Genomic DNA, 18,143 nt, shown 5'->3' on the forward strand with positions numbered 1-18,143 from the left:
GTCGAGTGCCGGCGGAGATCAGGACGCGATTTCTTCCGCCAGGTCGATACTGTCGCGCACGCCGATGTCCTCGTAATGGGCATCGAGCCACTCGCGGGCCGCTCGTTGGCCGATATCGTTGAGGTGGCGCAGGAACGACCACTCGCCGTTCAGCTTCGAGGAGGCCGACAGCGGTACGAGCTCCGGACTCGCGATCCGATGCACGAGCACGCGCATGTAGTCGTCCTTGTTGAGCTTACCCTCTTCGATCAGACGCGTCACGAAGCGCACGGCGCGCAGCTCCTTCAGGAGCGAGGCGTTGAATGTGATCTCGTTCACGCGGTTGACGATCTCGCGCGCGGTGACGGGCGTGTCGCTGCGCTCGATCGGGTTGATCTGGACGATCACGGTGTCGGGCACGTCGGTGTTGTAGAACAGCGGGTAGAGGGGCGGATTGCCCATGAAGCCGCCGTCCCAGTACGGCACGCCGTCGATGAACACCGGCGAGAACAGCTCCGGCACGCACGCGGAGGCCAGCAGCGCGTCGACCGACAGCTCGTTCTGGCCGAAGATGCGCGCCTTGCCGGTCCGCACGTTGGTCGCGGCGACGAACAGCTTGATCGACTCGCAGCTCGCCACCGCCTCGAGGTCCACGTAGGCCTCGACGATGGGCCGCAGCGGGTTGATGTCGAGCGGGTTGGCGAGCGCCGGGGAGATGAACCGCGAGGCGAGGTCGAAGGCGAGGTAGGTGGGCGAGGAATCGAGACTCCAGTTGCCGAGCGCGCGGTCGAGGATGGTCCGCTGGAACGGGGAGAAGCGCGCCGCCTCGGAGACGTCGCGCCAGAAGCTGTCGAGCGCGGTGACCGCGCCGTCCTTGCCGTTCTTGACGAAGCCCGAGACCATGACGGCCGCGTTCATCGCCCCGGCCGACGTGCCGGTCACCCCATAGACGTCGACCTTCTCGCTCTCCATGAGAGCGGTCAGGACGCCCCAGGTGAAGGCCCCGTGGGCGCCTCCGCCTTGCAGGGCCAGGTTGATCTTCTTGCGTTCCATCGACGGTCCCCAGGGCCAGGGCCGGCCCGTGGTCAGGCCGGCTCTCCTAGTAGTCTTCGAAGGCGAAGCGCATCAGAACGGGCATATGGTCCGACCCCTTGCGGTCGAAGCGCTGGACCTGAGCGATGGCGACGCCGGATGTTAGAATATTATCGATCGGCAACCCAACGTAGGGCCGCAGCGAAAGATCCGTACCGCTTAGCAGCCATGTCGGGCCGATACCCTTGGTCGGCGCGGTACGCGTCAGCGATGCATAACGCTTGACGGTGACGCTCCAGGGCGCCGCGTTGAAGTCCCCCGCGAGTATGGCTGCCCCGCTGATCGTCCGCAGCGCCGCGACGTCCTCGGCAAGCGCCTCCTTCTGCCCGTAGGGCCACGGCCACTGGAGGTGCTGCGTGACGAGCGTCAGGGCGTGGTCGCCCAGCAGGATCGTCGCGCGCACCACGTTGGAGCCGGGCTGGCACACCGGCTCGCCCTCGAACGGGTACTTCGACAGGAGGATGGTGCCCTGCGCGCGCAGCGAACCGTTGTCGCAGCTCGCGCGGTAGGGGTAGAGCGCCATCAGCTCCTTGTTCATCTCGAGCTTCGTGACGGTCACTTCCTGCAGCGTTGCGAAGTCCGGCTGCTTGTCCAGCATGACGTTCGACACGGCGACCTCGTTGTGCCGCGCGTTGTACTGCAGCAGCGAGTAGGTCTCCCCCGGGTCGAGGCGCACCGACGAGTCGGGGATCATGTAGCGCGCGGTCGGAATGCCGGCGACGAAGGCGAGCAGCAGGATCAGCATCGAGAGCCCGCGGCCGAAGCCGCTGCCGGAGACGATGCGCATGAACGCCGCGATCGCCGTGATGGCGGCGAGGTGGGCGCGGAAATGAGAAAGGCTGTCCAGCGCGGGGTGCGCCGAACCGAAAAATCCCAGGAGGATCGCAATCCCGCCGGCAATGGCGATGAGGTCCCAGCCCCATCGCCACAGGCGCAGTATGACCTTCATTCCGGGGAAACGGATCGGATCAGGCGGTCCAGCCCCCGTCCATGGAGAGGAGCGTGCCGGTGATCGAGGCGGCACCGTCGGTGCAGAGATAGACCGCGAGGGAGGCGACCTGCTCGACCGTCACGAACTCCTTGGTCGGCTGCGCGGCGAGGAGGACGTCGTGCTTGACCTGCTCCTCGGTGATGCCGCGGGTCCTGGCGGTATCCGGGATCTGCTTCTCGACGAGCGGGGTCCAGACGTAGCCGGGGCAGATGGCGTTGACGGTGATCTTGTCCTCGGCGGTCTCGAGGGCGACGGTCTTGGTGAGGCCGGCGATGCCGTGCTTGGCGGCGACGTAGGCGACCTTGCCGGGCGAGGCGACCTTGGCGTGCGCCGAGGCGGTGTTGATGATGCGGCCCCAGCCCGCCTCGCGCATCAGCGGCACCGCGTGCTTGCAGGTGTGGAAGGCGGAGGAGAGGTTGATCGCGATGATCGCGTCCCACTTCTCGTCCGGAAACTCGGCGATCCCGGCGACATGCTGGATGCCGGCGTTGTTGATCAGGATGTCCACCGAGCCGAGCTCCGCCTTGGCGGTGGCGATCATGTCGGCGATCTCGGCGGGCTTGGTCATGTCGGCCGCGTTGTAGATGGCCTTGACGCCGCGTGCTTCCAGGCCCTTGCGCTCGGTCTCGATCTCGTCGGCCGGGCCGAAGCCGTTGATCATGACGTTGACGCCTTCGTCCGCGAGCGCCTTCGCGTAGGCGAGGCCGATGCCGGAGGTGGAGCCGGTGATGACGGCGGACTTACCCTTAAGCATGGAAGATCTCCCTGCGCCGCATGGCGCTGTCTGGATCGAGGCGGTGTCCGGAGCCGCGGCTCATCCGTCGCCCCTGTCTCCGCCATCCCGTTGCCCTCAGAATTAACGCCTTCGTTGCACTGCACAAGTCAAAAAACGGCCAGATTCTGCGCATGGATAAAGCTTCACAATCCTTTGTATGGGCACGCACATCGCCGCCCGGCGGTGGTCCGGACGGCCCGCAGGCGGCGGCGTCGTCGCGTAGGGCGGGGGTGCGCGGCGGCGCCGGCAATCTTGCCGCAACGGTTTGCTCCGCGCCGGGCAACGCCGTATATCCCGCACCAGCGCACGGAGAGGCCCCATGAACATCGTCAGCCCCATCGTCGCATCGGGCCCCAAAGAGCGGCGACGCTCCATTCCGGTGGACGTCGGCGGGGTGATCGTGGGCGGGGACGCACCCATCGTCGTCCAGTCCATGACCAACACCGATACGGCCGATATCGCGGCCACCGTCGACCAGGTGGCGGCGCTGGCGGCCGCCGGCTCCGAGCTCGTGCGCATTACCGTGGACCGGGACGAGTCGGCCGCCGCTGTCCCCAGGATCCGCGACCTTCTCGCCGCGCGCGGGGTGACGGTCCCGCTGGTGGGCGACTTCCACTACATCGGCCACAAGCTCCTCGCCGACCATCCGGGCTGCGCCGAGGCGCTGGCGAAGTACCGGATCAACCCCGGCAACGTCGGCTTCAAGGCCAAGCGCGACACGCAGTTCGCCTCGATCATCGAGATGGCCTGCCGGTACGACAAGCCGGTGCGCATCGGCGTCAACTGGGGCTCGCTCGACCAGGACCTCCTCACCCACCTGATGGACCAGAACAACGCGTCGGCGACGCCGGTGTCGGCGGCGGCGGTGCTGCGCGAGGCGATGGTGCAGTCCGGCGTCTCCTCGGCCGACCGCGCGGTGGAGCTGGGGCTGCCGGCGGACAAGATCCTGATCTCGGCCAAGGTCTCGGACGTTCAGGAACTGATCGCGGTCTACCGCGACCTCGCCGCACGGTGCGAGTACGCGCTGCATCTCGGCCTCACCGAGGCCGGCATGGGCTCGAAGGGCATCGTCGCCTCGTCGGCGGCGCTCGGCATCCTCCTGCAGGAGGGCATCGGCGACACCATCCGCATCTCGCTGACGCCGGAGCCCGGCGGCGACCGGACGCTTGAGGTGAAGGTCGCGCAGGAGCTGCTGCAGACCATGGGTTTCCGCGCCTTCCTGCCGGTGGTCTCGGCCTGCCCCGGCTGCGGGCGCACCACGTCGACGGTCTTCCAGGAGCTCGCCCAGGACATCCAGGGCTACATCGGCCGCCAGATGCAGGTCTGGAAGCAGGACTATCCGGGCGTGGAGCGGCTCAAGGTCGCGGTGATGGGCTGCATCGTCAACGGCCCCGGCGAGTCCAAGCACGCAGACATCGGCATCTCGCTGCCCGGCACCGGAGAGATGCCGGCAGCGCCCGTCTTCATCGACGGCGAGAAGGCGATGACCCTGCGCGGCGCCAACATCGCCGGCGAGTTCAAGGCGATCGTCGAGGACTACGTCGCCCGGCGCTACTCTAAGGTTTAGCCGGGAGGCCCATCCCTCGTCCCCGCGGCTGTCTCTGCGGCGCCGATGTGGCGAGAATCGGCAGGGATCCTGCGGGTGTGACCTGGCTCACAGATTGTCTTGTGCGTGGCAAGCGGTGGTTGAAGAGGGGCCTCCGCATGGACAGCTTTGGCGCATCGTTTTTCGCCAAAGGATACTGACAATGCTTCGCACCCTGACCGCTGCCACCCTCATTCTCGCCGCCGTCTCCGGCCCCGCCCTCGCCGATCCGGACAACCGGATGCTGGGCTCCTCCTGGATCAACCATCCGGACGGCTCGCGCACCCACGTGATCACCAACGCGCAGTTCTCGACCGCGCTCGATTTCAACTCCTACAACCAGCGCATCGGCAGCCGCCGCTTCTCCGGCTACAACAACCGCCACGAGCACAAGGAGCTCGTGAACCGCCTGCGTCGCCCGGGCGACCGCGTGATCTTCGGCTTCTGATCGCGCCGGGGCCGCGCGCGGCCCCTTCGAAGGTCCGGCTCTTATCAGCGGGCGCATTCACCCTATGTCTCTTCGTCGGCATTCGTGGCCAATCGGAGGGCGAAGGGTGAGCATGGAGACAGAGGCAGTCGACGTGTCCGGCCTCAACGACTGGGAGGTCGAGGCGGGCGGTGCGGCCATTCTCCGGACGCTGAAGTTCAAGACCTTCAACGAGGCATTCGGGTTCATGACCCAGGTCGCGCTGACGGCCGAGAAAATGAACCACCACCCGGAGTGGTCGAACGTCTATAATCGCGTGTCGATCCGCCTGACGACGCACGATACCGGCGGACTGACCGAGAAGGATTTCGCGCTGGCGCGGGAGATCGACCGCGCCGCCGGGGGGCGGACATGAACGACGAAGTACGCATCGGAGAGATCCTCGGCCCCGACGGGGCCGAACGGCTCGAGGAGGACGAGGCGAAGGTTCGCCGCAGGTTCTGGCCGACGCTGCGCATGGCCGCCCGGCACATCCCGTTCTCGCAGGACCTCGTGGCCGCCTACTTCTGCGCGCTCGACCCGAAGGTGCCGTTCCGTGTGCGCGCCACGATGCTGGGCGCGCTGGTCTATTTCGTGACGCCGATCGACGCGATCCCGGACATGCTCCTGGGAATCGGCTTCAGCGACGACGTGACGGTGCTCCTCGGCGCGATGGCGCTGATGGCGAGCCACATCACCGACCGCCACCGCGAACGCGCCGCGAAGGCCCTCGCCGACTGAACCGCGGGGCGAAACGGCAGGCGGCGACCGGAGCGCCGGGCCGATGGAATGTCGGGAAAATCGGATGTCGGGCGCCCCGTCCGGCGCCGCGCGCCGTCGGGCCCGTCACTGGCGACCCGGCACCCCAACCGCAGCCCCGGCGGAGAGAGCGGCCGAGGCTGCGGCAGGACCCGATAGGCTCCGCTTATGGCGGGGCCGGCTGGATCCTTCGGGGGTAAAGGGGTATGAGGTTACGCGGGGAGCGGCCGGCCCCTGGGGCGGCCACTCGTTTGCGTGTCTCGCCGGGGCGTTACCAGCCGAAGCGGTCGCGCGGCAGATCCCAGGCCGGACGCTGGCTCTCGGTTCGCGCCTCCACGTCCGTCAGCCCAATATCTGCGAGCATGCGCTCGTCCAGGCGCTCGAGGTGACGTCGCTCGGTCCATACGTCGAGCCAGTGGCCGACGATGCGGGCGCGTTTGATCCAACCTGCCTTGGGTAGGGTGATATGAGACAGAACGTGTTCCACAGGCCGTCCTCCTTATGCCAGCCGTTGCACCGTTGATTTGGGCGCCCAAAGATCATAAGTAAAACGAAACGTCCTGATCCCTTTGATCACTGGATTTGATGTTATGGTTCGGACCCTGGATCTCGCAGCTCTCAGAAGCTTTCTCGCCATCGTCGAGCACGGCGGCGTGACGCGCGCCGCCAAGCGACTGAACCTGACCCAGTCCGCCGTCTCCATGCAGCTGAAGCGCCTGGAGGAGGGCCTCGGCCACACCCTCCTCGACCGCGCGCGCAAGGGGATGACGCCGACCGCGGCGGGCGAGCAGCTCGCCTCCTACGCCCGACGCATGCTGGAGCTGAACGACGAGGCGCTCGCCCGGCTGACGGAGCCGTCCTTCCAGGGCGACCTGACCCTCGGCGCGCCTCACGATGTCGTGTACCCGCACATTCCGGAGGTGCTGCGCCTCTTCGCGCGCACCTACCCGCGCGTACGCGTGCAGCTCCAGTCGTCCTACACCAGCGTCCTCAAGGACCAGTTCGCGCGGGGCGAGGTGGACGTCATCCTGACGACCGAGCTGATGCCGGATCCGGGCGCGGAGGTGCTGCAGGCCGGCCCGCTGGTCTGGATCGGCGCGCCGGCCGGGCAGGCCTACCGCAACCGCCCGCTGCCGCTGGCGTTCGAGAACGGCTGCATTTTCCGCCCCTGGGTGCAGCGGGCGCTCGACGATGCGGGCATTCCCTGGGTGATGGCGGTCGAGTCGCTGTCGATACGCACTGTCGAGGCGACGGTCGCGGCGGATCTCGCGGTTCATGCCGGCATCGAGGACACGCTGCCGCCGCAGCTCGCGCAGATCGAGCACGGCGGTTCCTTGCCGCCGCTGCCGACCACTTACATCGCCATGTACGTGGCCGACGGGCCGAATGCCGGCCTCGCCCAGAAGCTCGCGGACGTCCTCCGCGACATGTGGCGCGCCGCTCCGACCCTAGACCTTCCCCTCGCCGCGGAGTAAGGGCCCGAGGCACAAGGTTCGAACGAGCCGGTGACAGCGTCGATGCGGCGTGGGGGGAGCCCCGCGCCAGCTTCGCGCAAGCCGGCCGCCGTACCCCCAGAGCACAACGCCGACGCGGATCATGACGGACCGTTGTTCACGGTCTTTTCAATGCCTGCCGGTCATAGTGCTTGAGTGTGCCCCCCGTCCCACGGTCAAGATCGCTGAATCATGGCGAATCATGGCCAACCGGTAATGGAGCGGGGCTTGACCCCGGCGCGCCTCACCTGAAAAGGGTGGAGTGTGCCTCGACGGACCAAGGACAAGGACTATCCCGAATGCGGTCGATCGCAGCCCTCATCCTCATCCTTTTCCCCTTATCCGCCAGCGCGCAGGTGCCCCAACTCTTGCAGCAGTATGGCGACTGGGAAGCTTATCGTTACGAGGCGAACGGCAAGACCACCTGTTACGTCTTGACGAAGCCGAAGACCCTCGCGCCACCCAATCGCAATCATGGCGACGTGTTCTTCTTCCTGACCACGCGCCCGGGCGATGATGTCACCAATGAGGCAAGCGTCCTCGTCGGCTACCCCTTCGCGCCGGACTCCACGGTGACGGTCGACATCGACGGCCGCGAGTTCACGATGTTCACCAAGGATGACGGGGCCTGGGTTGAATCTCCGGCCGACGAAGCCCAGTTGGTTGCTGCAATGCGCGCCGGCAGCCGGATGACCGTCAAAGGCAAATCCGCCCGCGGTACCGAGACCACCTATACCTTCTCGCTGTCCGGCGTGACGGCGGGCTCCGACCGGATTTCATCGGGTTGTAAGAACTGATGGCGAACCTCGCTCTCCTGAAACGACGCTCCGCCCCCGAGGCCATCACGCCCGAGGTGCGCGCGCTCGACGTGGAGGGCGAACCGCAGCTCATCGGCGCCTCGCGCGCCGAGCTCGCCGGCCATCTCGCGGCCATCGGCGTCCCGCCGGGGCAGATCGCGATGCGAACCGCCCAGCTCTGGCACTGGCTCTACGTCCGCGGGGTCGAGGACCTCTCGACGATGACCAACGTCGCCGCCCCGGTCCGCCAGGCCCTCGCCGACCGGCTGCCCGTCGGCAGCGCGGAAATGGTCGAGGAGCAGATCTCCTCGGACGGCACGCGCAAGTGGCTCCTGCGCTTCCCGGCCAAGGGCGCCGGCCGCCCGGTCGAGGTCGAGACCGTCTACATCCCCGAGGAGACCCGCGGGACACTCTGCGTCTCCTCCCAGGTCGGCTGCACGCTGAACTGCACCTTCTGCCACACCGGCACTCAGCGCATGGTGCGCAACCTGACCGCCGGCGAGATCGTCGAGCAGGTCGTCTTCGCGCGCCGCCGCCTGGGTGACTTCGTGGGCGCCGAGCGCGCAGCCAAGGGTCCCGTCGAGGGCCGCATGGTCTCGAACGTCGTCCTCATGGGCATGGGCGAGCCGCTCTACAATTTCGACAACGTGAAGGCCGCGATGGCGGTGGTGTCGGACGGCGACGGGCTGTCCCTCTCCAAGCGCCGCATCACGCTGTCGACCTCGGGCGTCGTCCCGACCATCGAGCGCGTCGGCGCGGAGATGGGCGTCCTCCTCGCGATCTCCCTCCACGCCGTGCGGGACGAGCTGCGCGACGTGCTGGTGCCGATCAACCGCAAGTACCCGATCGCCCAGCTGATGGACGCGTGCCGGAACTATCCGGGCCTCTCCAACGCGCGGCGCATCACGTTCGAGTACGTGATGCTGAAGGGCGTGAACGACAGCCTCGCCGACGCGCGGGCGCTGGTCGAGCTGATCCGCGGCATCCCGGCCAAGATCAACCTGATCCCGTTCAACTCCTGGCCCGGCGCGCCGTACGAGTGCTCGGACTGGGACCAGATCGAGGCGTTCGCCGACATCGTGAACCGCGCGGGCTACGCGTCGCCGGTCCGCACCCCGCGCGGGCAGGACATTCTGGCCGCCTGCGGGCAGCTGAAGTCCGCCTCGCAGAAGGTGTCCGCGCGCGAGCGACGGGCCGAGGCGGTCTAGCGATGTTCGCGATCTGGGGCCTCACCGCACAGATCATCATGATTTCCATCGCCTTCCCGACCGCATGCCTCGCGGCATCGGCGGTGGCGACGCTCGTCATCTTCGGCATCGACCCGGCGACGCTCGGCGCGTCGACGTGGCCGCAGATCGTGCACCTGTCGTTCGTCATCCTGTCGATGACGCTGGGCGCCGTCGTCACGTCCTTCTGGCCGGCAATGATCGCGGCGACGGTGACCGAGGGCTTCAAGCTGCGGAGCCTCCTCGCCTACCTCATCACCGGCGCCGTCGTCGGGCTGGTGCGGGTGATGCCCGTCACTGCAGCGGTGTCCGGGGAGGCGATGCCGCTCGACACCGCGGCCGCGCAGCTCTCCATCGCCTGCGGGGCGATCGGCGGGCTCGTCTACTGGGCCATCGCCGGACGCAGCGCCGGGCGATGGCTGGAACTGCCGTGGTTCGAGGAGCGCCGCTGGCGCTGACCGGCGCCGCCCGACGGCCCGGGGCCTCCCGCGCGAGAGGCTGTTGCGATTCCCGGCACGAACGTTTATATCGCGCGCTCTACCCGAAAAGGTCGCCCGGCCACGCTCGGCTTGTCTGCTGAGCTGACGTTCTCGTTGAGCGTCGTGGGGCATGCCGCGGCGGCCGCCACACGGAGTTTGAAATGCCCAAGTTGAAGACGAAGTCGGGCGCCAAAAAGCGCTTCAAGATCACGGGGACCGGCAAGGTCATGGTCGCCCAGGCCGGCAAGCGGCACGGGATGATCAAGCGGTCCACCAAGTTTATCCGCCAGGCCCGCGGCACGACGGCGCTGTCGAAGCCCGACGCCAAGGTCGTGAAGAAGTCCTTCATGCCGTACGCGAGGGGTTGAGTTAGATGGCACACGTCAAACGCGGCGTCACCGCGCACGCCAAGCACAAGAAGGTCCTGAAGCAGGCCAAGGGCTACTACGGTCGTCGCAAGAACACGATCCGCGTCGCCAAGCAGGCCGTCGAGAAGGCGAACCAGTACGCCTATCGCGACCGCAAGGTCCGCAAGCGGAACTTCCGTGCGCTCTGGATCCAGCGCATCAACGCGGCGGTCCGTCCGCTCGGCCTCACCTATGCCCGCCTTATCGACGGGCTGAACAAGGCCAACATCGACATCGACCGCAAGGTCCTCGCCGACCTCGCCATGAACGAGCCGGCGGCGTTCACCGCCATCGTGGAGCAGGCCCGCGCCGCGCTCCCGGCCGAGCTGCAGGGCAACACGGCCGCCTGAGCCGCTGCCCGGCACCTTCTCGTGCCGCTATGAATTGAAAGCCGGTCCCTCGCGGGGCCGGCTTTTTTCGTGGCCGTGAGGCGCACCGTTCAGGTCAGAGGCAGGCAGGAATGGCGCAGACGGCGGTTCATCGTCGCCCGGGGCCCATGCCGCGGCGCTCACGTTCGGAACGGCTCCGACGGGAGCCCGACGCGGGGGGGGGGGGGGGGGGGCGGTCCGGAGGCGCTCAGGCCGCCGACGCGCGACGCCCCTTCCAGGTGGTGCGGAACAGCCGATCCCAGATCGACGTGGTGACGCCGAAGTTCACCGTCTCGTCGCGGTGATGGTGGATGGCGTGGTGGCGCTTCAGGTGCGCCGCATAGTTCCACTTCATCGGCATGAAGTGGCAGGCCGAGTGCGTGAACTCGTACAGCAGGTAGCCGATCTGGATGCCGGCGGTGAAGGTCAGGCTCATCGGCAGCGAGCCGAACACCGGCCAGAAGAACAGCACCCCGAAGAGCGACGGCCAGGTGAAGAACTTCAGCATGTGCAGGCCGTCCTCGCGGAAGCGCGACGGCTTGTTGTGGTGCGCCCGGTGGCCGGGGAAGACCTTCCGGATCGCCTTCAGGACCGGCTGCTCCGGCTCCCAGTGCAGCACGAACCGATGAAGCAGGTATTCCAGGAACGTCCAGTAGAACACGCCGACGAGGAACAGGCCGACCAGCGTCAGCGGCGCGATCCCGAGCATCAGCGCGACCGCGAGATAGACGACCGTGAGGCCCGCCACGCCGCAGAAGACAGCCGTCAGCCCCTCGCAGCGGATCATCGCCACCGGCGACATCTGCCCGACGAAAGGCTTTGTTGCGCTGTCCGCCGCGTCGTTGTGCACTGCGTCGGTCATGTCGACTCCCGAAAATGGATCCGAACGGTCGTCTTTTGCCTGCGTTGCACGGCAGGTGCAACCGTGATGGGACAAGTCCGAGGCTTGCCCTATCGCCATGTTTGTGAAAATCGTGATGCAGTTCGGCAACGATTACAAGACAATCATGCCGAACGCCATCCCATAGCAGTACACGCCCGTTAACGTTTGCTAGTCTCGCTGCAACCTGAGGATCGCCTAACCGATGAATGCCGTCATCAGCCCCGACAATCTGGACGAAATGGAAGCCGCCATCGCGGCGGAGATTGCCGCGGCGAATGACGAGGCATCATTGGAGCAGGTCCGCATCTCCGCGCTCGGCAAGAAGGGCAGCGTGTCGGAGCGGATGAAGACGCTCGGCAGCATGAGCCCGGACGAGCGCAAGGTCATGGGCCCGGCGCTGAACGGCCTCAAGGCCCGCGTGACGGACGCAATCGCCGCCCGCCGCGAGGCGCTGAAGACCGTCGCGCTCGAGCGCCAGCTCGTCGAGGAGCGTCTCGACGTCTCGCTCGACCCCCGCGCCAACGGCCTCACGCGCGGCCGGATCCATCCGATCAGCCAGGTCTGGGAAGAGCTTTCGGCGATCTTCGCCGACCTCGGCTTCCGCGTCGCCGAAGGCCCGGACATCGAGACCGACGACCTCAACTTCACCAAGCTGAACTTCCCCGAGGGTCACCCCGCGCGGGACATGCACGACACCTTCTTCCTGCCGGAGCGGCCGGACGGGACGCGGCGCCTTCTGCGCACTCACACCAGCCCGGTGCAGATCCGCACCATGCTGAAGCAGAAGCCGCCCATCCGCATCATCGCTCCGGGCCGCACGTACCGCTGCGACAGCGACCAGACCCACACCCCGATGTTCCACCAGGTCGAGGGTCTCGTCGTCGACAAGGAGAGCCACGTCGGCCACCTGAAGTGGGTGCTGACCGAGTTCTGCCGCGCCTTCTTCGAGGTGGAGGACGCGGCGATGCGCTTCCGCCCGTCCTACTTCCCCTTCACCGAGCCGTCATATGAAGTCGATATTCGTTGCCGGCGTTCGGCGGACGGTATCGAGCTCGGCGTCGGCGACGACTGGCTGGAGATTCTCGGCTCCGGCATGGTGCATCCGAACGTGCTCGCCAACTGTGGGCTGGACCCGGACGTGTACCAGGGCTTTGCCTGGGGCATGGGGATCGATCGGATTGCGATGCTGAAGTATGGCATGCCCGACCTACGCGACCTATTTGAGGGCGACGCTCGCTGGCTCACCCACTACGGGTTCCAGCCACTCGACCGTCCGTCCCTTGCAGGAGGCCTCAGCAGGTGAAGCGAATCGCGGCCGTTGTAGCCCTTGCATCGGCCGTCGCACTCGCCGGCTGCTCCACACCCCCGACGGACGTCAAGATCTCCACCTACAAGGTGACCGGCAGCACGCTGTCGTCGCTCGAACGGTCGCTCCGCGTGCACGGACCGACGGTGCCGGGCAGCGACGGGCGCGCCTTCGCCGCGGTGGAGACCACGTTCCTTCACAACTTCGAGCCGGTGGAAAAGAACGGCCGCTGCCGCTACAGCCGCAATGGCCGCGTCGGACTCCGGTCCGAGGTCATCCTGCCGGAATGGCGACAGAGGGACCGGGCCTCCCCGGACCTTCAGGCCAAGTGGGACGTGATCTCGCAATACGCGGTGATTCACGAAACCGGCCACATCAAGATCAGCCAGAAATATGCCCGTATTTTAGAGACTGCTTATAAGAATGCCTCCGCGCCTACTTGTGAGGCATTGGAAGCACAAATGGTAGCCACTATAAGGCCCATTGCAGCCGCGCACGTTGCGGAGCAGGAAGAGTTCGATAGAACGGACGCTCCCCGCTTCCAGCGCTACCTGCGTCGGTACGGGTATACGGCCGAAAGCTAGTCACTCGCTTAGGAAAGTCGCGAGATCCGCGATCCATGAAGTTCACATTGTCCTGGTTGAAGGACCATCTGGAAACGGATGCGTCCCTCGACACCATCGTCGACCAATTGACTGCGATCGGCCTCGAGGTCGAAGGCGTAGAGGACCGCGCGGCGGCCCTCGCACCCTTCCGGATCGCACGTATCGTAACGGCGACGCAGCACCCGAACGCCGACCGGCTCCGTGTCCTCACCGTGGACCCGGGTGACGGCTCGTCGATTCAGGTCGTCTGCGGCGCGCCGAACGCGCGCGCCGGCCTCGTCGGCGTGTTCGCGGCTCCGGGGACCCACATCCCCGGGACCGGCGTCGACCTGTCGATCGGCTCCATCCGCGGCGTCGAGAGCCGGGGCATGATGCTGTCCGAGCGCGAGATGGGGCTGTCCAACGAGCACGACGGCATCGTCGACCTGCCCGAGGACGCTCCCGTCGGCACCGCCTACGTGGAGTGGGCCGACGTCGGCGATCCGGTGATCGAGATCGGCGTCACGCCGAACCGGGCCGACTGCCTCGGCATCCGCGGCATCGCGCGCGACCTCGCGGCGGCCGGCGTCGGCCGGCTGAAGCCGCTCGAGGTGGCGCCCTTCGACACCGACGGAACGCCGGCACCGAAGGTCACCATCGAGGCGGACGACCTCTGCCCGGCGTTCGCGCTGCGGCTCATCGAGGGCGTGACGAACGGTCCGTCGCCGGAGTGGATGCAGCGCCGCCTGACGTCCATCGGCCTGCGCCCGATCAACGCGCTCGTCGACGTGACCAACTACCTGACCTACGACGTCGGCCGCCCGCTCCACGTGTTCGACGCGGACAAGGTCGCCGGCGACCTCGTCGTGCGCCATGCCCGGGACGGCGAATCGTTCGAGGCGCTCGACCAGCGCACCTACACGCTGAACGACGGCATGGTCGTCATCGCCGACGACAACGGCGTCGAGTCGCTGGGCGGCATCATGGGCGGCGAGGCGTCGGGCTCCTCCGAGACGACGACGCGCGTCCTCGTCGAGTCGGCGCTCTGGGAGCCGATCAACATCGCCCGCACGGGCCGCACGCTCGGCATCCACTCCGACGCGCGCCACCGCTTCGAGCGCGGCGTCGACCCGGCCTTCAACGCGCCGGGGCTCGAGTACGCCACCCGCATGATCCTCGACCTGTGCGGCGGCACCGCCGGGCCGCTGCAGCTCGCGGGGACGGTCCCCGACGCGTCGCGGACCATCGAGTTCCCGCCGTCGGAAGTAGCCCGCCTCTCGGGCCTCACGGTGCCGGAGGACACGCAGGAGAGCGTCCTCGCGCGCCTCGGCTTCACCGTCGACCGTGCCGGCACGCCGTGGCGGGTGACGACGCCGTCCTGGCGCGCCGACGTCGAGGGCAAGGCCGACCTGGTGGAAGAGATCGTGCGCATCGTCGGCATCGACGATGTGGCGCCGACGCCGCTCGTGCGCGTCGACCCCGTCGCGCCGAAGGTGCTGACGACGCTGCAGCAGCGGATCGCCACGGTGCGCCGCGCGCTCGCCTCCCTCGGCATGACCGAGGCCGTGACGTGGTCGTTCGTCAGTCATGACGACGCGGTCGCGTTCGGTGGCGGTCAGGCCGAGCTGCAGCTCGCGAACCCCATCGCCGAGGCGCTGTCGGACATGCGGCCGAGCCTCCTCGCCGGCCTCGTCCGGGCGGTCACCCGCAACGTCAACCGCGGCCATCCGGACCTCGCGCTGTTCGAGGTGGGACAGGTGTTCGCCGGCGACGAGCCGGACGACCAGACAACCCAGGCCGCCGGCGTGCGCCAGGGCCGCAACACCGCGGCCGGCGTCGGCCGCCACTGGGACGGCGACGACAGCGCCGACGTGTTCGACGCGAAGGCCGACATCATGGCCGCGCTCGCCGCGATCGGCGGTCCGGCGGACCGTGTCGACATCACCCGCGACGCGCCGGCGCACTACCACCCCGGCCGGTCGGGCACGCTGCGGCTCGGCCCCAACGTCCTCGGCCACTTCGGCGAGCTTCACCCCGCGGTGTTGACCGCGATGGACGCGCCCGAGCGCCTCGTCGCCTTCGAGCTCACGCTGGAGAAGGTGCCCGAGTCGCGCCGGAAGGCGACGAAGAAGCCCGCCTTCTCGGCCTCCGACCTGATGCCGGTGCGGCGCGACTTCGCCTTCGTCGTCCCGGAGGACATCGACGCGCGTGCCATCACCCGTGCCGCGCGCGGGGCCCGCAAGGACCTCGTCGCGGACGTGACGGTGTTCGACGTCTACCGCGGGACCGGCGTTCCCGAGGGGCAGAAGTCGGTCGCGGTCGAGGCTACGCTGCAACCGAAGGGACGTACCCTGACCGACGACGACATCGACAAGGTGTCGTCCGACATCGTGGCAGCGGTGACGAAAGCGACGGGCGCGACACTCCGCGCCTGACCTGAACATGTAGGCGGGGCCATCGGCCGGCCCCCCTTCGCTTGCGATGGACGCCCTGGACCTTTACCTGTTCCGCGGACGATAGACAAAGGCGGACAATGGCCTCCATCCTCGAGCTCCTCCTCACGATCATCGGGATCTACAAGTGGATCATCATCGCGTCGGCCATTTTCTCGTGGCTGTACGCGTTCAACGTCGTGAACCCGCGCAATCAGGTGATCGACATGGTGGGCCGCACGCTCTACCGCCTGACCGAGCCTGCGCTGCGTCCGATCCGCCGCGTCATGCCGGATCTCGGCGGCATCGACATTTCGCCGATCGTCCTGCTTCTCGCGCTCTTCTTCCTCGAGCGGATCATCATCAACAACTTCTCCGCCATCGCCTACTGAGGCGCGGACCGCCCGGCGCGGTCTGGCGAACGGGGGCTGCCGTCCGCGGCGGCCCCGGACGCGAAACCGGCCGCACTCGGCGGCCGGTCGCGGGTGCACCGGGCCACATCGGGCGGCCGGGCGCGTCGGTTCTTCTCCGAAGCGGGGCGCAGGGCGCCCCGGCGCGCTACTCGGTGCTGCGCGCCTCGTCCGGGATCATGATCGGGATGCCGTCGCGGATCGGGTAGGCGAGCTTCGCCTGATCCGAGATCAGCTCGTTGGCCGCCGCGTCGTAACGCAGCGTCGACTTCGTGACCGGACAGACCAGAAGCTCCAGGAGCTTCGGATCGATCTTGTGTTCCTCAACCATCGTTCACCTCAAGGACGAGGCGCCGGACGCGCCTCACAATTCGCCGTGCCGCAAGCGCACGCGGGGGTTCTCGTTAAGCCGCGCCCGGCCCGGCCGGAACCGGCGGGCGCGGGCGGGGATCAGTTCAGGACGGGCTCGTCGCCGATCTGGCGGGCGACTTCCATCTCGGTGATGGCGACCAGCGTCGCGGCCCGCGCGGCGAGGTCCGGCGCCTCGAGAAGCGCCTGCTTCTCGGCCGGTCCGTAGGGGCTCATCATCGCCAGCGTGTTCACCAGCGCCTCGTTGGAGGCGGACCGCACGCTCTTCCAGTCCGCCTCGAGGTCGTTGGCGTCGAGGTAGGACTGGAACGCGCGGATCAGCCCTTCCCTGTCGATCTCGGAATCGCCGAGGTCCGCCGCGAGGTCGCAGGCGAACCGCTCGGCCGAGATGCGGCAGCGCCGGTAGGGAAGTTCGGTGTCGAGCTCCTCCAGCACGGTGAAGCGGCAAACGCCGCCGAGCTGGATGAGATACCGCCCGTCCCCCGTCTCCTGGTAGGAGACGACGCGTCCCAGGGAGCCGACCTGGCAGAGACCCGGCCGCTCGTCGTTCTCGTTGTCCGCCTCCTCGCCGAAGCGGGGCTGCACCATGCCGATCAGGCGGTCGCCCGCCATCACGTCGTCGATCAGCTTCACGTACCGCGGCTCGAAGATGTTGAGCGGCAGGTGCGCGCGTGGAAGGAGCAGCGCGCCGGACAGAGGGAACACCGGCACGGTGGACGGGATATCGTCGACGGTCTCGTAGAGCGCATTACCGATGCGCATGATCGTCCTCCTCGCGTTCGCGTTGGTTAAGCGAACAGGATCGAAGCCATCTTCCGACGGCCCGCCACTGTGGCGGGGTCCTTCGGTCCCCAGGCCTCGAAGAAATCCATGAGCTCCTTGCGGGCCGCGCCCTCGTTCCACTCCCGGTCACGGCGCAGAATCTCGATCAGCGCAGCGACCGCCGCGGCCTTGTCGCCCTTGCCGGCGAGCGCCACGGCGAGATCCAGACGCGCCTGATGATCGTTCGGGTCCGCGTCGACCTTCGCCTGGAGGTCGGCCGTGCCGCCGAGCGCCGCGGCCTGATCGGCGAGCCCGATCGCCTTGCCGAGACTTTCGATGGCCGGGTCGGACCGCATCTCGTCCGGGATCTGGCTGAAGAGGTCCTTCGCCGCCTCGATGTCGCCGGACATGACGCTGACCATCCCGAGGCCCGCGATCGCCGGGGCGTTTTCCGGATCACGCTGCAGCACCTCGGAGTAGAGCATCGTCGCCTGCTCGAACTGGCCGGCCTCGAGGGCGGCCGCGGCCTCCTCCATCAGCTCGGCCACGCCGTCGGTCGCGGGACCGGCGATGCGCTCAAGGAAGGTACGGATCTGGCCCTCGGTCTGCGCGCCGACGAAGCCGTCCATCGGCTGGCCGTTGCGGAACGCGATCACCGCCGGAATCGAGCGGATGCCGAGCTGGCCGGCGATCTCCGGATGCTCGTCGATGTTCATCTTCACGAGCTTCACGGCGCCCTTGAAGGCCTTCACGGCCTTCTCGAGGATCGGGGCGAGCTGCTTGCAGGGGCCGCACCACGGGGCCCAGAAGTCGACGAGCACCGGAACCTCGCGCGACGCCTCCACGACATCCTTCATGAAGGTCTGCGTGGTGGTGTCGACAACGTCGCCGCCCGAGGTCGCCGCCGGCTGCCCCGGGGTGGAGGAAATTTCTAGTCCGCTGGGACCCAGGAGGGTGCTCATACGTTGTCCCATTCGCCT

22 protein-coding genes are annotated in these 18,143 nt (G+C 67.7%); 14 read left to right on the plus strand and 8 right to left on the minus strand.

Annotated features, from left to right (window positions below; genetic code table 11):
- Positions 1–18: 18 nt before the first annotated feature.
- From DLJ53_RS02060 to DLJ53_RS02070, 3 genes are read right to left on the minus strand one after another with little or no spacing between them, the layout of a single operon-like run.
- A complete protein-coding gene (locus DLJ53_RS02060) occupies positions 19–1,032 on the minus strand; it encodes a patatin-like phospholipase family protein (protein WP_111341897.1) in 1,014 nt (337 codons plus the stop codon).
- 46 nt (positions 1,033–1,078) lie between these two features.
- Positions 1,079–2,020 carry an endonuclease/exonuclease/phosphatase family protein gene (locus DLJ53_RS02065; protein ID WP_111341899.1) on the minus strand — a complete coding sequence of 314 codons (942 nt, stop codon included), beginning with the start codon at positions 2,018–2,020 and terminating at the stop codon, positions 1,079–1,081.
- A 19-nt stretch (positions 2,021–2,039) separates the two neighbouring features.
- Entirely contained in the window at positions 2,040–2,816 is a 777-nt protein-coding gene (locus tag DLJ53_RS02070) for a 3-hydroxybutyrate dehydrogenase (protein ID WP_111341901.1), read from the minus strand.
- A 340-nt stretch (positions 2,817–3,156) separates the two neighbouring features.
- Here DLJ53_RS02070 and ispG point away from each other — a divergent pair, with 340 nt between their 5' ends.
- The 4 genes from ispG (at position 3,157) to DLJ53_RS02090 (ending at position 5,629) form a co-directional block, all read left to right on the plus strand.
- A complete protein-coding gene (gene ispG / locus DLJ53_RS02075) occupies positions 3,157–4,404 on the plus strand; it encodes a flavodoxin-dependent (E)-4-hydroxy-3-methylbut-2-enyl-diphosphate synthase (RefSeq protein ID WP_111341903.1) in 1,248 nt (415 codons plus the stop codon).
- Between the two features lie 181 nt (positions 4,405–4,585).
- The gene (locus tag DLJ53_RS02080) at positions 4,586–4,870 is read left to right on the plus strand and encodes a hypothetical protein (protein WP_111341905.1); all 285 of its coding nucleotides are present in this window, start codon (positions 4,586–4,588) and stop codon (positions 4,868–4,870) included.
- Between the two features lie 112 nt (positions 4,871–4,982).
- Positions 4,983–5,264 carry a 4a-hydroxytetrahydrobiopterin dehydratase gene (locus DLJ53_RS02085; protein WP_111341907.1) on the plus strand — a complete coding sequence of 94 codons (282 nt, stop codon included), beginning with the start codon at positions 4,983–4,985 and terminating at the stop codon, positions 5,262–5,264.
- Positions 5,261–5,629, plus strand: coding sequence for a YkvA family protein (locus DLJ53_RS02090; RefSeq protein WP_111341909.1), 369 nt, complete (start codon positions 5,261–5,263; stop codon positions 5,627–5,629). The genes DLJ53_RS02085 and DLJ53_RS02090 overlap by 4 nt, the downstream gene beginning before the upstream one ends.
- A gap of 289 nt (positions 5,630–5,918) precedes the next feature.
- Here DLJ53_RS02090 and DLJ53_RS02095 read toward each other — a convergent pair whose 3' ends face one another.
- Complete coding sequence (locus DLJ53_RS02095) at positions 5,919–6,134, minus strand: DUF1127 domain-containing protein (protein WP_202912959.1); 216 nt, start codon at positions 6,132–6,134, stop codon at positions 5,919–5,921.
- Between the two features lie 103 nt (positions 6,135–6,237).
- Here DLJ53_RS02095 and DLJ53_RS02100 point away from each other — a divergent pair, with 103 nt between their 5' ends.
- The 6 genes from DLJ53_RS02100 to rplT all read left to right on the plus strand — a co-directional run bounded on the left by DLJ53_RS02100 (position 6,238) and on the right by rplT (position 10,399).
- Positions 6,238–7,122, plus strand: a complete 885-nt coding sequence (locus DLJ53_RS02100; RefSeq protein ID WP_111341911.1) for a LysR family transcriptional regulator — start codon at positions 6,238–6,240, stop codon at positions 7,120–7,122.
- Positions 7,123–7,439: 317 nt separating this feature from the next.
- Entirely contained in the window at positions 7,440–7,937 is a 498-nt protein-coding gene (locus DLJ53_RS02105; RefSeq protein ID WP_111341913.1) for an invasion associated locus B family protein, read from the plus strand.
- The gene (rlmN, locus tag DLJ53_RS02110; RefSeq protein ID WP_111341915.1) at positions 7,937–9,145 is read left to right on the plus strand and encodes a dual-specificity RNA methyltransferase RlmN; all 1,209 of its coding nucleotides are present in this window, start codon (positions 7,937–7,939) and stop codon (positions 9,143–9,145) included. Before DLJ53_RS02105 ends, rlmN begins: the two co-directional genes overlap by 1 nt.
- Before the next feature lie 2 nt (positions 9,146–9,147).
- Positions 9,148–9,621 carry a hypothetical protein gene (locus DLJ53_RS02115; protein WP_111341917.1) on the plus strand — a complete coding sequence of 158 codons (474 nt, stop codon included), beginning with the start codon at positions 9,148–9,150 and terminating at the stop codon, positions 9,619–9,621.
- Between the two features lie 182 nt (positions 9,622–9,803).
- The gene (gene rpmI, locus DLJ53_RS02120; RefSeq protein WP_111341919.1) at positions 9,804–10,010 is read left to right on the plus strand and encodes a 50S ribosomal protein L35; all 207 of its coding nucleotides are present in this window, start codon (positions 9,804–9,806) and stop codon (positions 10,008–10,010) included.
- A gap of 5 nt (positions 10,011–10,015) precedes the next feature.
- Complete coding sequence (gene rplT, locus DLJ53_RS02125) at positions 10,016–10,399, plus strand: 50S ribosomal protein L20 (RefSeq protein ID WP_111341921.1); 384 nt, start codon at positions 10,016–10,018, stop codon at positions 10,397–10,399.
- Between the two features lie 226 nt (positions 10,400–10,625).
- Here rplT and DLJ53_RS02130 read toward each other — a convergent pair whose 3' ends face one another.
- A complete protein-coding gene (locus tag DLJ53_RS02130) occupies positions 10,626–11,279 on the minus strand; it encodes a sterol desaturase family protein (protein WP_162408779.1) in 654 nt (217 codons plus the stop codon).
- A gap of 223 nt (positions 11,280–11,502) precedes the next feature.
- Between DLJ53_RS02130 and pheS the strand changes: the two genes are divergently transcribed.
- From pheS to DLJ53_RS02150, 4 genes are all read left to right on the plus strand, one after another.
- Positions 11,503–12,603, plus strand: a complete 1,101-nt coding sequence (gene pheS, locus DLJ53_RS02135; RefSeq protein WP_111341925.1) for a phenylalanine--tRNA ligase subunit alpha — start codon at positions 11,503–11,505, stop codon at positions 12,601–12,603.
- Complete coding sequence (locus tag DLJ53_RS02140) at positions 12,600–13,190, plus strand: DUF922 domain-containing protein (RefSeq protein WP_162408781.1); 591 nt, start codon at positions 12,600–12,602, stop codon at positions 13,188–13,190. The genes pheS and DLJ53_RS02140 overlap by 4 nt, the downstream gene beginning before the upstream one ends.
- A 35-nt stretch (positions 13,191–13,225) precedes the next feature.
- Positions 13,226–15,625, plus strand: a complete 2,400-nt coding sequence (gene pheT / locus DLJ53_RS02145) for a phenylalanine--tRNA ligase subunit beta (RefSeq protein ID WP_111341929.1) — start codon at positions 13,226–13,228, stop codon at positions 15,623–15,625.
- A gap of 98 nt (positions 15,626–15,723) precedes the next feature.
- On the plus strand, positions 15,724–16,014 hold the full coding sequence (locus DLJ53_RS02150; protein ID WP_111341931.1) for a YggT family protein: 291 nt from the start codon (positions 15,724–15,726) through the stop codon (positions 16,012–16,014).
- Positions 16,015–16,180: 166 nt separating this feature from the next.
- Here DLJ53_RS02150 and DLJ53_RS02155 read toward each other — a convergent pair whose 3' ends face one another.
- From DLJ53_RS02155 to trxA, 3 genes are all read right to left on the minus strand, one after another.
- On the minus strand, positions 16,181–16,363 hold the full coding sequence (locus DLJ53_RS02155) for a Trm112 family protein (RefSeq protein WP_111341933.1): 183 nt from the start codon (positions 16,361–16,363) through the stop codon (positions 16,181–16,183).
- A gap of 119 nt (positions 16,364–16,482) precedes the next feature.
- Entirely contained in the window at positions 16,483–17,163 is a 681-nt protein-coding gene (locus DLJ53_RS02160) for an LON peptidase substrate-binding domain-containing protein (RefSeq protein ID WP_111341935.1), read from the minus strand.
- A 26-nt stretch (positions 17,164–17,189) separates the two neighbouring features.
- On the minus strand, positions 17,190–18,125 hold the full coding sequence (gene trxA / locus DLJ53_RS02165) for a thioredoxin (protein WP_111341937.1): 936 nt from the start codon (positions 18,123–18,125) through the stop codon (positions 17,190–17,192).
- Positions 18,126–18,143 lie beyond the last annotated feature (18 nt).

It is taken from the genome of Acuticoccus sediminis, from assembly GCF_003258595.1.
Lineage (GTDB): Bacteria > Pseudomonadota > Alphaproteobacteria > Rhizobiales > Amorphaceae > Acuticoccus > Acuticoccus sediminis.

Coding starts and splice junctions, on each gene's coding strand:
- DLJ53_RS02065 (WP_111341899.1), bottom strand. CDS start 2,020: ATGAAGGTCATACTGCGCCTGTGGCGATGGGGCTGGGACCTCATCGCC.
- DLJ53_RS02090 (WP_111341909.1), top strand. CDS start 5,261: ATGAACGACGAAGTACGCATCGGAGAGATCCTCGGCCCCGACGGGGCC.
- ispG (WP_111341903.1), top strand. CDS start 3,157: ATGAACATCGTCAGCCCCATCGTCGCATCGGGCCCCAAAGAGCGGCGA.
- pheT (WP_111341929.1), top strand. CDS start 13,226: ATGAAGTTCACATTGTCCTGGTTGAAGGACCATCTGGAAACGGATGCG.
- trxA (WP_111341937.1), bottom strand. CDS start 18,125: ATGAGCACCCTCCTGGGTCCCAGCGGACTAGAAATTTCCTCCACCCCG.
- rpmI (WP_111341919.1), top strand. CDS start 9,804: ATGCCCAAGTTGAAGACGAAGTCGGGCGCCAAAAAGCGCTTCAAGATC.
- DLJ53_RS02130 (WP_162408779.1), bottom strand. CDS start 11,279: ATGACCGACGCAGTGCACAACGACGCGGCGGACAGCGCAACAAAGCCT.
- pheS (WP_111341925.1), top strand. CDS start 11,503: ATGAATGCCGTCATCAGCCCCGACAATCTGGACGAAATGGAAGCCGCC.
- DLJ53_RS02080 (WP_111341905.1), top strand. CDS start 4,586: ATGCTTCGCACCCTGACCGCTGCCACCCTCATTCTCGCCGCCGTCTCC.
- DLJ53_RS02155 (WP_111341933.1), bottom strand. CDS start 16,363: ATGGTTGAGGAACACAAGATCGATCCGAAGCTCCTGGAGCTTCTGGTC.
- DLJ53_RS02150 (WP_111341931.1), top strand. CDS start 15,724: ATGGCCTCCATCCTCGAGCTCCTCCTCACGATCATCGGGATCTACAAG.
- DLJ53_RS02060 (WP_111341897.1), bottom strand. CDS start 1,032: ATGGAACGCAAGAAGATCAACCTGGCCCTGCAAGGCGGAGGCGCCCAC.
- DLJ53_RS02115 (WP_111341917.1), top strand. CDS start 9,148: ATGTTCGCGATCTGGGGCCTCACCGCACAGATCATCATGATTTCCATC.
- DLJ53_RS02160 (WP_111341935.1), bottom strand. CDS start 17,163: ATGCGCATCGGTAATGCGCTCTACGAGACCGTCGACGATATCCCGTCC.
- rplT (WP_111341921.1), top strand. CDS start 10,016: ATGGCACACGTCAAACGCGGCGTCACCGCGCACGCCAAGCACAAGAAG.
- rlmN (WP_111341915.1), top strand. CDS start 7,937: ATGGCGAACCTCGCTCTCCTGAAACGACGCTCCGCCCCCGAGGCCATC.
- DLJ53_RS02085 (WP_111341907.1), top strand. CDS start 4,983: ATGGAGACAGAGGCAGTCGACGTGTCCGGCCTCAACGACTGGGAGGTC.
- DLJ53_RS02100 (WP_111341911.1), top strand. CDS start 6,238: ATGGTTCGGACCCTGGATCTCGCAGCTCTCAGAAGCTTTCTCGCCATC.
- DLJ53_RS02105 (WP_111341913.1), top strand. CDS start 7,440: ATGCGGTCGATCGCAGCCCTCATCCTCATCCTTTTCCCCTTATCCGCC.
- DLJ53_RS02070 (WP_111341901.1), bottom strand. CDS start 2,816: ATGCTTAAGGGTAAGTCCGCCGTCATCACCGGCTCCACCTCCGGCATC.